Origin of the sequence: Streptomyces javensis, from assembly GCF_039525925.1 — a bacterium.
Lineage (GTDB): Bacteria > Actinomycetota > Actinomycetes > Streptomycetales > Streptomycetaceae > Streptomyces > Streptomyces asiaticus.
The window spans coordinates 76,066-88,592 of record NZ_BAAAIF010000018.1; the positions used below are offsets into that span (position 1 = coordinate 76,066).

A 12,527-nucleotide genomic window follows, 5' to 3' on the forward strand; every position below is an offset into this window, starting at 1 on the left:
GGTCACAGGGCGGCGTAAGCCGCCCGCCAGGTCGCCGTCAGGCGGGTGGCGTTGGTGTAGTTGCGGGCGGTCCACCACAGCTCGGTGGTGCCGGGCGGGACGGTGAAGGTGTCCAGGCGGGATGCGGCGGACAGGGCGGGAGCGAGGTTGCTGACGCCGTCCTTGAGGACCCATCGGGTACCAGGCCGGGTCTCGATGTCGATGTGCTCGCCGGTCGTCAGGGACACCGCGAGTTCGATCACCCGGCCCGACTCGACGTGCCGGATGCGGGGGTTGGTGCATGGGCCGGTGATGCGCAGGCTCGGCCAGGCCGGTCGGTCGCCGTCGTTGGTCACCCAGCCGCGCCGTTCGTCGGGGATCGCTACCCCGGTGGTCAGCGGGGCCACGAGCGGGGCGCGAAACCCGCCCAGGCCGCCCGCGGACAGGGCGAGGGTGAGCGAAGAGGAGTCGTCGGCGTGGAAGAGCGGGTCGACGGCGGCGAACTCCAGGTCCAGGGGGATCCAGCCGTTGACGGCGTTGGCGGTGCTGGTGGCCTCCACGCGGCGCAGCCGTCCGTACAGGCGACGGGTGGTGCGCCCGGGCCAGCGCATGCGCAGCACGTTCGTGGCGCCCGGCGCCTGGCGCACGTCCGGGTCGGCGGCGGCCCGCTGCAGTTGGGCCAGGAGGTCCAGGCCGCGGCCGGGCTCGCCGGGGGTGCGGATACCGGCCTCGAGGCGTACGGTGCGCGCCCCGTACAGGTCGATGCCGGGGAAGGTGCCGTCGCCGGCGGGGTTGTCCACGTCCTGGGTGCGGGCTTCGGGCGCGCCGAGGCCCTCGACCTCGCCGACGGGGATGTCGGTGCCGGTGCCGAGGAGGACCCCGGCGATGTCGAACTGCCACTCCATCAGCTCGGTCATCACACTCGCCCCCCGCGCTGGGCGTTGCGGAGGCGGCGCATGACCTCGGCACCGAACTGCTCGGGGCTGGCGGCGCCTGCGGGCGAGGAGACCGTGACGGGCATGCTGCCGATGAGGGAGGCGGGCTGCCGGATGATGATGACGCGGGTCCGCCCGGCCTGGGCGTCCTGCGCGCCGGTGAGGGTGTATCCGAAGCGGCCGGCCACGTCGTCGAGTACGGCGGTGGCCCGGTGTCGCTTGCCGAGGGCCAGGGGGATGTACGCCTCGCCGTGCGTGCTGGGTTCGGCGAAGCGCAGGAGGCCGCCGCGGGTGGCGTAGATGCCCTCGCGGATGCCGCCGTCGGCGTACGCGAGCCCTTTGGTGGCCTTGTCCAGGTCGGCGAGGAACTGGGTGGCGCGTGTCCCCAGCGAGGTTTTGATCTGCCCTTTTGCCTTGCTGGCGACGTCGATGATGTCGTCCTCGGTCAGCCCGGTGGTCTCGGCCACCTTGTGGATGCCGACCTTGCTGCTGGTGATGGCGGAGATGATCTGGACGAGTTCTTCGACCTGGTCGGAGGGCAGCGCGGAGTTCGCGGTCTTGGCCGCGGTGTTGGCCGTGGAGGCTTTCTTCTTGTCCTTCACCGCCACGGCGGCCAGCTGCTGGGCCGCCTCGTCGTTCTGGGCGGCCAGTTGGCGGGCGAGATCGCCGTAGCCCTGGGCGGCCAGGGTGGCGAGGTTCTTGGAGAAGGCCGCGTCGACCTGGTTGGCCTTGGTCAGCTGGCGGGTGTAGTCGGTGAGGGTGGCCTTGGCCGTGGTCTGCAGGTCGCGCAGGGCCTTGGACATGTTCTGGATGTACTTGGTGCTCCCAGTCGCCATCTTGTGGGCGATCTTCATGCCGTCCTGGCCCATGGAGGCGAGCGCCTCGGCGACGTCTCCCCCGGCGCGCTCGGCGACCTTCTCCAGGTCCCGGTTCCAGGCGCGCGTCGCCTTCGCCGCGGACTTCAGCTTCTTCTCGACCGCGGAGATGTCGAAGTATTCGACCTCCTTGGTCTGCCACTTGCCCTTGACCCGTACCCGGACCTTGCGGGTCTTGTTGCCGGCCTGCCCGGCGTCGCTCGGGCTGTACAGGGAGCCGCTCTGCGGGTCGTAGCGCCAGTCGGTGACCGAGCCGTTGGCGTTCCACTGGATGCCGGTAGGGTCGCCGCCGAGGCGGCGCACGATCTCCTCGGTGATGGCACGGGACCGGGGTCGTTTCGCTCGGGCGAACGGCACATAGCCCTCGCCTTGGGTCTCGGGCTCCCCCCACACCCTCCAGCTCCCCGCTGGGGCGATCTGCGCGATGTGGTTCTCCGCGCCGCCGGCGAAGCGGCGCACGCCGCCCCGCTGGATCCCACCCTTGGCGTAGTAGTCCACGACCCCGCCGTCGGCCTTGGTCAGGTTGCGGGCCTGCCGACGGATCGCGTCAGCGGCTGAGGAAGCCGTCCTGCGGACTTCGAAGACCTCGACGCGGTGGGTAGTGATGGTCACCGACTTGTCGCGCAGGCTCTCGATGGACCGGCTCAGGGCGTCCACGTTGGTGCGCGGGGTGCCTGTGGGCGCGGTGATCGTGACCTTCTTGCCCTTGGTGTTCTTGATCCGGAAGCCCAGCAACTCCAGCTGCCTCCGGGCCTCTGTGGTCGGGGCGCGCATCGTGATCGTTCGACCCTTGGTCGATCGGATCCGCTTCTGGACTTCCTCCAGGTCCGCGATCGCGGCCCGGGTCGCCGCGTCGACCTTGACGTTCTTGTGGCTGGGTGTGGCGGCCATCTTGGCGATGAGTTCGTCCAGCTCCTTGCGGGCACCCAGGGTCGGAGCGGTGATCTTGTATTCGCGGGTGCCGGGGATCAGCTCGATGGCGTAGCCGAGTTTCTTGAGCTCCTTCTGGGCTTCCTCTCCCAGCGCCTCGACCTTGACGGTCCGCCGGTCGGGGAACCTGGCGAATTCCGCTTGGACGGCGAGCAGCTCGGCGAGCGCCTGGTCCACTCCTTGGGTCTGCAGCAGGATGGAGACCTGCCCGGGGATCAGCCCCATGGCGTCGGCGACCTGTTTGGCCTTGTCCCCGGTGATGCCGTACTGCTCGAGCAGGTCCAGGGCGGCCGTGCGGGCCTTGGTCATCTCGGTGCGGGCGGTCTGCAGGGACTGGGGCAGGTCCTTGCCCTGCTTCTGGGCGAAGTCGAACGCCGCGATCGCGGAGGAGGCTGCGGCGTCGGAGATGCCGTTGAGGCTGTTGAACAGTTGCTGGCCGTTGCGGCTGGCGGTGTTCAGGGTCCCGTTGAGGCCGAGCAGGCTCTTGCCGTAGTCGCCGGACTTCTTGATCTGGTCGTCGACGGCATCGTTGGCGTTGAGGATCGCTTCGTTGAGCCGGGCCTGGGCGGCCTGCACGCTCACCGAGCCACCGGACAGCAGGTCGAGAGCTTCCTTCAGGGCCCGGGTGCGCTGGTCAGCGTCGGCGGTGCGGTCGGCCAGGCCGCCGACGGCGAGCTTGAGCTTGTCGTAGGCGCTTAGGGCCTTACCGGACGGGTTCTGCGCCTCGGCGAGCCGCTTGGCGTCCTTGACGCCTTGTTCCATCTCCCCGCGCATCGACTTCAGCGCGTCGGCGGCCTTCTTGTACCGCTCGCCGGTGTCGGTGTACTCGAGCTTGCTGGCTTTCCCGCCGGCGTAGTCGACCCACTCCTTGTTGGCCTCGGCCAGGTCGCGGTACTTCTTCTCGAGCGCTCCGAGGCTGGTGCCCTGGCCGAGGTATGCGTCGGTGAGGGTCCGCATGGAGACGCCGGACTGCTCCATGACGTCGACGAGCTTGGTCTTGCTGTCGCGGAGCTTGTAGTCGAGCAGGGTCTGGGCGGCCGCGGCGCGGACGTTCGCGTCGACCACACCCCCGGAGTCGCGCAGTGCCCGGGTCAGGTCGGCGATCCGCTGCTGGTGCTCGGCTGCGGCCTGGGCGGCTTTCTGCTGCTGGGAGGCGAGCAGCCCGAGGCCGACCGTGATGCCCGCCAGCGCCACGCCCCAGGGCCCTCCCATCACGCCCATCAGGCCGGTCATCGCGCCGCGCAGGCCGGTGCCCGCGGCCCGGGTGATGCCGTTCAGGGTGCCGGTGAACCCGGTACCGGCGGCCGCGGCGGTGCGGAAGGAGGATGACATCGCGCCGATGAGCGGCACGCGGGTCTGCAGGACGGCCATGGCCGCGCCGTACCGGGTGAGTGATTGGCCGGAGGCCGCGGCGAGGCTGCGTTGCACGGCCATCTGGGCGTTGAGGCTGGCGAAGGCCCCCGTCACCCGGCCTCTGACGGTGGTGGCCAGGCCGGACATGACCGGCCCGACCCGGCGGTACAGGAGCAGCCCGAACAGGGCGGTCTGCACGGGTCCCGGCAGCGCACCGAAGGCGGAGACCAGGCCGCCGACGAGGTGGCCGATGGGCACGAGGACGGTGGACAGGGCCTCGACGGCGGCGGCTGCCGCGTCGAGCACGAGGACGATGACATCAAGGGCGTTGGCGGCGCCGTCGGTTTGGCTGCCGAGGGTGGCCAGGGCCTCGCCGATCGGGGTGAGCCCGTCGGCGAGGTTGGTCAGCACGGTCATCAGGGCCTGGCCGGCGCTGATGAGGAGGTGCAGGCCATCGGCGAGTGCGGTCTCTCCGAGGGCCTTCAGTGGCTTGAGGAGACTTCGGGCCTGGTCGGCCAGACCTCCGAGGCCGTTGCGGGCCTGCTTGGCCAGGTCTGGGCCGAGCAAGGTGGCCAGGTCGTGGGTGTAGTTGATGGCGCTGGTGATGTACGGCGTGGCGGCGGCCATGCCGGAGGTGAGTCCGCGGGTGAGCCACTCCAGGCCGGGTGCGAGGGCGGAGTAGATCTCCAGTCCGGTCTGGCGGGTCTGCTTCTTGAGCAGCGTCATGGCGCCGGCCAAGCCCTGGTTCTTCGCCGCAGCGATGGCTGCTGCCGCGCCGTTCTGCTTGACGGCCAGGTTGAGGGCGTCGTAGGACGCCACTCCCTGGTGGGCGAGCGCGATCGCGCCGGAAAGTGCTGGTTTACCAAAGGCTTTTGCCGCTGCCGCCGTGAAGTCCTGCTGAGACATCTCGTGCTGAGCGCTACTCAGTTTCTCGATGACGTACCGCAGACCCTTGAAACGCCCCTGCGTGTCCCACGCCTCAATTCCCATTTCACGCAGGCCCTCAGTCATCTGCGCCGTGGGCTTGGCGAGATTCGTGAATATGCCGCGCAAGGTCGTTCCAGCGGTCTGGCCGAGGATGCCCGCCTTGCCGAGCATGCCGACGGCCGCGGCGGCCTCTTCCATGGAGACACCCAGGCCATGCGCCACAGGCCCGGCATATTTCATCGAGTAATAGATATCGATAATGTCACCGGACGCGCTATTCGCGGTCGCCGCGAGAATATCCGCCGCCCGGCCCGCCTGGTCCGCACCCAGAGCGAATTGATCCATCATATCGCCGAGATATTTTGCGCTGTCTGCGGCGTCTACATTCGCGGCAGCGGATAGTTGCAGCGATGCCCGGGTCGCGCTGATCGCCTGGTCGGTCCGGAAACCGGCTTTGGCCAATTCGACCATGGCCTCGGCCGCGCCTGCGGCCGTGGCGGTGGGCAGCTCCATGTCGGCGCCCAGGGCCTTCGCGGTGGCCGAAGCGCGCTGCATCTGGGACGCCGACGCACCGGTGACCGCTCCGAAGGTGGCCATCCCGCGCTGGAACTCGTTGCCCTGTTCGATCATGTCGTGCAGGCCGAGGACGAGTCCGCCTCCCGCCAGCAGTCCGGTCAGTCCGGACAGTTCCGCGCGGACACGGCGGGCGGCGGACTCCGTCTCGCGCAGGGAGCGGGTGCCGCCGCGGCCGATGTTGGCCAGACGGCCGTCGGCGGTGCGCGCGGCCCGGGCCAGTGCCGCCAGGTCACCGGCGGCCGTCCGGATCTGGCGGGACATGGCCCGCAGGTCGTTCGCGGCGGCCTGGGAGGCTCGGGCACTGGATCGTTGGGCGCTCGCCGCGCGGTTGGCGTCGCTGCCCAGACGGCGCAGGTCCCGGCCGGCCCCGGCAGCTCCTGTGCGTAGCGTGCGGAGCGGGGAGGTCGTAGTGCGCAGCCCGGTAGTCAGCGAGCGCAGGGAGCGATCGCCTGCGCTGATGCGGTCCAGTTCCCGGCGGACGGCGGCGAGCTCGCGGGAGAGGCCGCGGGCCTCGCGGCGGGAGAGGCCAAGGACACGGACGAGACCGTCGCCGTTGCCGGTCAGGGCAACGGACAGGTTCCACGCGACCACCGCCGCTCTCCTTCCTGGTCGCTAGGGGCGGTGATCCCGGCGGGTGTGCGCCCGGGTGCGCTGTTCGTGCACTGCTCGAGGAATGAGGCCGACCTTCACGCCGTAGCCGTGCTGGCCGTCGGGGACGTGGTCGCGTTCGTGGGCGATCAGCTCGCAGCCGGGGCAGCGGGAGGTGGTGCCGACGTACGCGAAGCGGTCACCGCCGGCGTCCTCGTCCCACTCCTCTCCGCGGGTGCCGCAGTCGGGGCAGGTGTGGCGCTGAAGCTCCCGGTAGGCGAGGGCCTTGGCTCGGTCGTCCGGGGACCAGGTGCCGTCGCCGCCGAGGAAGGCGGAATGTGGGATGCCCCAGCGGTCGCACAGCTCCAGTTCGGCTCTCAGCTGCGGGTCGGCCCGGAGCCTTTTCCCCAGTCGCTCCGCTTGGTGTTCTGCGCGGCGAGCGCGGCCTGGAAGAGTTCGACGCGGTCGGCCATGCCCCACCCGGCGAGCAGCTCGGCAGCCTCCTCCTCGGTCATGCCGTCCACGCTGGCGGCGGAGATGAGGGCCGCGGGGAAGGTGTCCTCGTTCCAGTCGCTGCCGGACTCGGCTTGTTCCTCGGTGGGCGGGTGCTCTCTGACCAGTTGGGTGAAGGTATCGCCGGGCAGGGCGCGGAAGGTGAGGACCTCGCAGTCGGCCTGGTATGCCGCGCGGGTCTCCTCGAGGGCGGTCTCGGCCGCCTTCGCTTCGTCGGCCAGGGCCTTGTTGCCGGGGTCGGCGTCGGCGAGCTGCCGCGCGGTCTGTGCTGCCTGGCGGGCTTCCTCGAATCGGTCGCGGAGTTCGGGGTCCTGCCACAGGTACAGCGGGACCTGGGCAGCCGTGCGGGCCCTCAGTCGGGCCATCTTCGCGGCCCAGTGCGGGTCGGCGGCTACTGCGGCGGCTGGCGGCTCGTGGTGTGCGGCGGCGCTCACGACGTCAGCTCCTTCTTCAGGCTCTTGGTGCTGCCGGAGCCGACGGCCGGGACGGCGAGGCCCTGGGCCGGGCGGCGGGTGATGGTGAACTTGGTCTCGAACTTCGCCGCTTCGTTGTCCGTGGTGAAGGCAGGCGACTGGGAGCCGACACGGACCGGGAAGACGTCCACCGACTTGCTGCCGGGGACGTCGCCCTTGCGGAGGATGACCATGTTGCCGACGGAGCCTTTCCTCAGCAGCTGCTCGATCTCGTCGGTCGTCTTGTCCTCGTAGAAGGTGAGCGAGGAGTCCTCGGCCTTGTCGGAGCCGGGGATGGAGGAGTCGAAGTCATCCCCCATGTCCGGCGTCTCGATGCTCTGGTTCTCGAGCGTGAAGCCGGAAATGTTGGCGATCGCTGCCGACAGGTTGGTGCCGGCCTCAAGTTCGGCCCGGGTCGGGATGAGGCCCGCGGTGTCGGCGATGGTGGGCAGCCACAGGAAGATGGAGACGCCGCGCCGGGAGAACTTCTCGACCGGCTTGGCGATGGGCAATGCCATGGGAAGGCCCCTCGGGTCTGAGCGTGTCAGAGCAGGTCGGCCACCAAAGTGCTGATGGCGTGTCCGCGAGGGGGCCGCCGCGGTGCGGGGTGGCCGGGGTGGGGGTTATCCGGCCGGGCTCCGGTGGAGCTGGAACCTGATCACATAGGAAACGATAGCCGCAGCTGGGTCGTCCTCGGGGTCAGCGTCTGAGTCTGGGCGGCTCGCCATCGCTCGGTGAGCCTCCCGCCCGAGTTGGCCCGGGGCCTCCGGCCGGGCCAACGTCAGGCGGCCTGCGTCCAGTCGAGTCGGAACTGGAGGATGTAGGTCACGACGGCGGCGGCGGCATCCGGGTCGGTGCCGGCATCCAGGTCAAGGCCGCGGGCGTAGCAGGTCCGGCCCGGAACGGTCAGAGCGTGCAGCCATGCCCCGCGAACGTCGCGGCCGAGAACAGCGGTACGCGCTCGGTCAGCCAGCCATTCGGCCTGGGTGTGGCTGCGGGCCACGCAGTCGACCTGGTAGCGGGTGACGCTGTCCTCGTGCCGATCGGTGAACGGAGCCCCATCCAGGGTGAGGGTGAGGGAGCGCAGCACACAGTACGGGGGTTCGGCTGGCTTACCTGCGACCTGGGGCAGTGCCCCGGTACCGCACGGCTTTCCCGTCGCCGCGGTGAGCAGCGTCTCCAGCGCCTGGGTCACGAGGCGGCGTTCGATCACTCGAAGGCTCCCATGGCGGCGGTTGCGATCCGCTCGGCGAAGCGGGGCTGGAGCAGGGCGAGCGCAGGGGCGACGTGCGGGAGGGGCGGCTGCGCGTAGACGCGGCCGAGCGCGTCGGCGCCGTAGAAGCCGAGTTCCAGACGGCGGGCCTGCGGGGCGAAGGTGCCCACAGTGGCGGTGGCTCCGTGCCGGTGCGGGTGGACCTGGGCCTGCCAGCTGGCCCGGTAGCGGCCGGTGATGGCGTTCGGTCCGGGACGGCCGCTGGCTGCGGCTTGGATGAGGGTCTGAAGCACCACGGCCTCGTGCCGGACGGCGAGGGCGATCGCCGGGCCGACCCGGGCGGCGGCCTGGGCCATCGCGGCGGCGAGCTGGTCGGGGTCGGTGAAGCGCCGAGCGCTGGTCACGGCGTGCCTTCTCTCGGGTTGTTCTCGTCCAGCCAGGTCACGCGGACGGCGATGACCGTGGCGGCCAGCCCTGGCTGGGTGCAGCGCCAGGTGCGGCCGAGCAAGGCCGGATCCTGTGCGGCGCGCAGAACGCGGACGGTGTCGTCGCGGGCGGCGACCGGGGCGTCGGTCGGCGTGAGGAGCCGGTAGGTGGTCTTGGGGTTGTCCTGGTAGGGCTGGCCGGCGACCGGCACGGTGATGCCGGGGGCGGCGGAGCTGTCGAGGATCGCGCCGGGCCCCTCATAGACGATGTCCGGTGCTGGATCCTCGAGGTCGCCGGTGGCCGGGTTGAGCACAGGCGGCCCGGCCGGGCGGCTGATCTGAATGGTGTCGCCCATCACCAGGTCCTCGACGAACGTGCCCAGGGAGCGCAGGTCCAGGAGGTTCATGCGCGTCCTCCGGCCCACTCGGTGAGCTGGCGGAGCATTGCGCTGGTCAGTTCGGTGGGGCTGCCGTCCAGGTCGTCGCGGTTCAGGGCGGCCTGCTGCAGGCGGGCCGGTTCGATGCTGGTCAGGAAGGCCACGATGGCGTCGGCGGGTGGGACTTCACTGGCGACGGCGACCTGGGCGCAGCCGTCGAAGGCGACGCCGTCGATCGGCGGCCGGGCGTACAGCACGAGCAGCGGGGGCTGGTTGGCGCGGTGCTCGAGGGTGTAGCCGGATAGCGACGAGGACACTTCGTGCCCATCGAGCGTGACGCTGGCGCGCACCCCGTCGGTGGTGATGCGGACGGAGTGCAGGGCGTCGGCCAGGGTGGCTTCGTTCATGTGGTGGTTCCCTCGTCGGTCGGGGTGTCGTCTGCCGTTGGGTGGCCAGTCCTCTCGCGGCCGCCCCGTCTCTGCCGGGGCGGGTGGCGCGCCCGGTGTCGGTGCTGGCGGTGAACCAGACCAGAAGGGGGCGGTCAGGCGTGTCGGTGGCTGTCCTGGTGGGTGGTGGGCCAGTGCCAGGTGCCGCCGGTCAGCGGCTCGGCGTCGGCGTGCGGCAGGGGGTCGCTGAAGAAGAGGCCCTCGGGGCTGAAGACGGCGAGGGCGGGCTGGCCGTGGTCCACGGCGGTGACGATCGCGGCGCGGCAGGTGCTGGGGTAGCGGCCGTCGGCGCTGCCGCGGGCGACGTAGTGGACGATGCGGCCGATGGTCACAGGCTGGTTGTTCATGCGGGTTGTCCCTCTTCGATGGCGGGGTCGTTGTTGAGGTCGGGGCGTGGGATGAAGCGCCGCAGGCATCCGGGGTGGGCGATGGGGTAGATCGCTGCTTCCTCGGCCGAGCGGAGGGTGCCGTGGGCGCGGTCGAGTTCTGGGTGACTGGTCCAGCCGCATTCGGGGCCGTCGGTGACCTGCACCCAGTGGGCCCCGAGGTCGGCGGTTGTGGCGGTGAGCGCACCGGTGTTGGCGACGGTGATGGATTGCGCCGACAGAGCCGCCTGGGCCCAGGAGGCGGCCGGGTGCTGGGTGCCGCGGCCGTAGGGGACGGTGTCCAGCCGGTGCTGGGTAGCCAGGTCCGTCGTGGGCGGATCGGGGGCCCGGGCGGCTGCGGTAGCCGCCCGGGCGAACGCTTGGGCGCGGCGGACGATGTCGTTGATGCGGCGGATGAGGACCGGGTAGCAGGCGGCGGTCAGCATGGACAGCACGTCCTGGTGAGTGGAGATCCAGTCGAAGGTCGGCCTGCGGGCGTCCGGGGCGAGGATGGCGGAGCGGAGCGCGTCCTCGGCGCCCAGTCGGTAGGCCCGGGGGAGGTCGACTGCGTTCCAGCGTTCGATGAGCGCGGCCGCGTCGGTGTTGAAGCGGGCGGTCGCCGCGGTAAAGGCGATCAGCGTCTGCCGGACGGCCGGCGGTACGGCGCGGGGGCGGGAACCGCGGCGCCGCGCGGTGGCCAGGGCGCGCAGCACGTCCTGCTGTGCGGTGGTCAGCCGCAGCCATTCACGTTCGAGTTGGGTCTGGGCGGCGGTGATGAGCTGGCGCAGGGCTTCGTCGCGGGAGGGTTCGCGCGGGGTGCTCATCGGCGGGGCCGCTCGCGCAGGTAGAGCATGCCGCCGCCCGGGCCGTCGCCTTCGCCGGGCGTTTCCTCCCCGGGGACGGGGGTGGCGGGGTCCTCGAGTTCTTCGATCTGCCGGTCCAGGGCGGCCACATTGCCGCTGGTGTCGACGGAGACGACACCGGACAGCGCCACTTTCAGGGGCTGCGCGAGCAGCGTCGCTCGGCGTTCGCGCAGCACCTCGAGCGCTACGGCGCGCAGCGAGTGCAGGCGGGCGTAGCGCTGTTCGAGGTCGGTGGTATCGGTGGCCGGGCCGAGCGTGGCCAGCAACCAGCGGCGCGATGCTTCGTCCACGGGACAGCCTCACGGGTGAGAAGAAGGGTGGCCGGTGCGGGCCGGGTGAGGACGGGCCCGGCCCGCACCGGCGGTGAAAGGGGCCGGGCTACTCGTCGGCCTTGGTGGTCCGGCGGCTGCGCGTCTTGTTGTCCGGCTTCGGTTCCGGGTCGGCCAGCTCCTTGGGCGCGGGCTCCTGCGCGGCCGGGTCCTGGACGGGCTCGGGCGGTTCGCCGTCCTCCCACGCGGACGGGGTGCGGATGAGCGCGGCCAGCCGCGGCTCCGGCTCGGTTCCGGCCGCGCAGATGGCCCACTCGTGGGTCTCGGGGTCCTTGACGTAGACGGTGGAGAGGAGGCGGGGCACGGTCACCACACCCGCGCGGCGATGTGGATGTCCGGCACGTACATCACCGGCATGGCGGACGCGGCCACCTTGGTCCACACGGTGACCGGGTCGTCCGTGTAGCCGTGGGTGACGACGATGCCCGGCGCGTCTTCGCGCAGGATCGCCGGGTTGGTGCCTCGGGAGAGCACGAGCGACTCGGCGGTGACGCCGTACTGCGTCTCGCCCCACTGGCGCGGGTTGGGCGGCAGCATCAGCCACAGGTTCTCGGGCAGCGCCCGCGGGTTGGTGCCGTCGTCCAGGGGGATCTGTACGTCGTACACGGTGATCGGCGGCAGCCCGTACCTCGCGCGGACCACGTCGACCTCGTTGGGGGCGAGCACGGCGGTGGGGATCTGCGAGCCGAGCAGGCTGCCGTAGTAGGCCGCCCGGTAGGACTGGTTGCCCGCGAGCAGGCTCTTGGCCTTGAAGGACGTAAAGATCCGGGTGGGCAGCGGCGCCCGGGCGTCGCGCAGTGCCTGGATCCAGCGCATCTCGTCCGCCAGGGCGTCGGCGGTCGGGTCGGTCCACGGCACCGCCGCGGTGGGCATGTGGGCCGCCGGGACCTGGGCGTCGTACTCAATGTACAGGTTGTTCTCGCCCTTGAGCGTGAACTTTCCGTCGGCCAGGAGGTCACCGGCGGCCAGCTCCATGCGGGAACGGATGGACAGCACGTGCGCGGCGACGTCGTCGTACACGGCCTGGACCAGCTCGTCGGAGTTCGCGCCGCGGTCGGCGTCGAGCAGCAGCTGCTCCATCTCGCCCACGAGGTACTTCTGGCCCAGCGGCGGGAGCTTGCCCTCGGTCTCGACCATGGTGATCTCGCGGGTCGCGACGGGCGTGGTCGCGTCCCAGGCGCGGTACTTGGCCGCCGGCACCCGGCGGTTGGTGCGCTTCACGCGCCACTTGACGGTGTTGAGCCGGACTTCCGGCAGCACGCTGCGGGTCAGCTCGTAGTCCTCCGGGCCGGGGATCGCGCGGACGAAGGCGTTGATGTCGGTCGGCGTGAGCTCCCGGAGCAGGAGCTCGAGCATGTCGTGTATCTCGGTCGGCATGACG

The 12,527-nt window shown here is 70.9% G+C and carries 13 protein-coding genes; all 13 read right to left on the bottom strand.

Annotated elements, in window-relative coordinates; all coding sequences use genetic code 11:
• Nucleotides 1-2 precede the first annotated feature (2 nt).
• On the bottom strand, nucleotides 3-896 hold the full coding sequence (locus ABD329_RS18605) for a phage distal tail protein (protein WP_198279633.1): 894 nt from the start codon (nucleotides 894-896) through the stop codon (nucleotides 3-5).
• The gene (locus ABD329_RS18610; protein ID WP_198279632.1) at nucleotides 896-6,166 is read right to left on the bottom strand and encodes a phage tail tape measure protein; all 5,271 of its coding nucleotides are present in this window, start codon (nucleotides 6,164-6,166) and stop codon (nucleotides 896-898) included. The genes ABD329_RS18605 and ABD329_RS18610 overlap by 1 nt, the downstream gene beginning before the upstream one ends.
• Nucleotides 6,167-6,540: 374 nt before the next feature.
• Nucleotides 6,541-7,110 carry a hypothetical protein gene (locus tag ABD329_RS18615; protein ID WP_198279631.1) on the bottom strand — a complete coding sequence of 190 codons (570 nt, stop codon included), beginning with the start codon at nucleotides 7,108-7,110 and terminating at the stop codon, nucleotides 6,541-6,543.
• On the bottom strand, nucleotides 7,107-7,646 hold the full coding sequence (locus ABD329_RS18620; RefSeq protein ID WP_198279630.1) for a phage tail tube protein: 540 nt from the start codon (nucleotides 7,644-7,646) through the stop codon (nucleotides 7,107-7,109). Before ABD329_RS18620 ends, ABD329_RS18615 begins: the two co-directional genes overlap by 4 nt.
• A gap of 263 nt (nucleotides 7,647-7,909) precedes the next feature.
• A complete protein-coding gene (locus tag ABD329_RS18625; RefSeq protein ID WP_198276211.1) occupies nucleotides 7,910-8,341 on the bottom strand; it encodes a hypothetical protein in 432 nt (143 codons plus the stop codon).
• The gene (locus tag ABD329_RS18630; RefSeq protein ID WP_198276212.1) at nucleotides 8,338-8,745 is read right to left on the bottom strand and encodes a hypothetical protein; all 408 of its coding nucleotides are present in this window, start codon (nucleotides 8,743-8,745) and stop codon (nucleotides 8,338-8,340) included. Before ABD329_RS18630 ends, ABD329_RS18625 begins: the two co-directional genes overlap by 4 nt.
• On the bottom strand, nucleotides 8,742-9,173 hold the full coding sequence (locus ABD329_RS18635; protein ID WP_198276213.1) for a DUF6093 family protein: 432 nt from the start codon (nucleotides 9,171-9,173) through the stop codon (nucleotides 8,742-8,744). The genes ABD329_RS18630 and ABD329_RS18635 overlap by 4 nt, the downstream gene beginning before the upstream one ends.
• Nucleotides 9,170-9,550, bottom strand: a complete 381-nt coding sequence (locus ABD329_RS18640) for a hypothetical protein (RefSeq protein WP_198276214.1) — start codon at nucleotides 9,548-9,550, stop codon at nucleotides 9,170-9,172. The genes ABD329_RS18635 and ABD329_RS18640 overlap by 4 nt, the downstream gene beginning before the upstream one ends.
• Before the next feature lie 134 nt (nucleotides 9,551-9,684).
• The gene (locus ABD329_RS18645; protein ID WP_198276215.1) at nucleotides 9,685-9,936 is read right to left on the bottom strand and encodes a hypothetical protein; all 252 of its coding nucleotides are present in this window, start codon (nucleotides 9,934-9,936) and stop codon (nucleotides 9,685-9,687) included.
• On the bottom strand, nucleotides 9,933-10,778 hold the full coding sequence (locus tag ABD329_RS18650) for a hypothetical protein (RefSeq protein WP_198276216.1): 846 nt from the start codon (nucleotides 10,776-10,778) through the stop codon (nucleotides 9,933-9,935). The genes ABD329_RS18645 and ABD329_RS18650 overlap by 4 nt, the downstream gene beginning before the upstream one ends.
• Nucleotides 10,775-11,107 (bottom strand): hypothetical protein, encoded by a 333-nt coding sequence (locus ABD329_RS18655; RefSeq protein ID WP_198276217.1) that lies wholly within the window; start codon nucleotides 11,105-11,107, stop codon nucleotides 10,775-10,777. The genes ABD329_RS18650 and ABD329_RS18655 overlap by 4 nt, the downstream gene beginning before the upstream one ends.
• Nucleotides 11,108-11,195: 88 nt before the next feature.
• Entirely contained in the window at nucleotides 11,196-11,456 is a 261-nt protein-coding gene (locus ABD329_RS18660) for a hypothetical protein (protein ID WP_198276218.1), read from the bottom strand.
• Nucleotides 11,453-12,523: a major capsid protein gene (locus ABD329_RS18665; RefSeq protein ID WP_198276219.1), complete on the bottom strand. Its 1,071-nt coding sequence runs from the start codon at nucleotides 12,521-12,523 to the stop codon at nucleotides 11,453-11,455. Before ABD329_RS18665 ends, ABD329_RS18660 begins: the two co-directional genes overlap by 4 nt.
• Nucleotides 12,524-12,527: the final 4 nt, after the last annotated feature.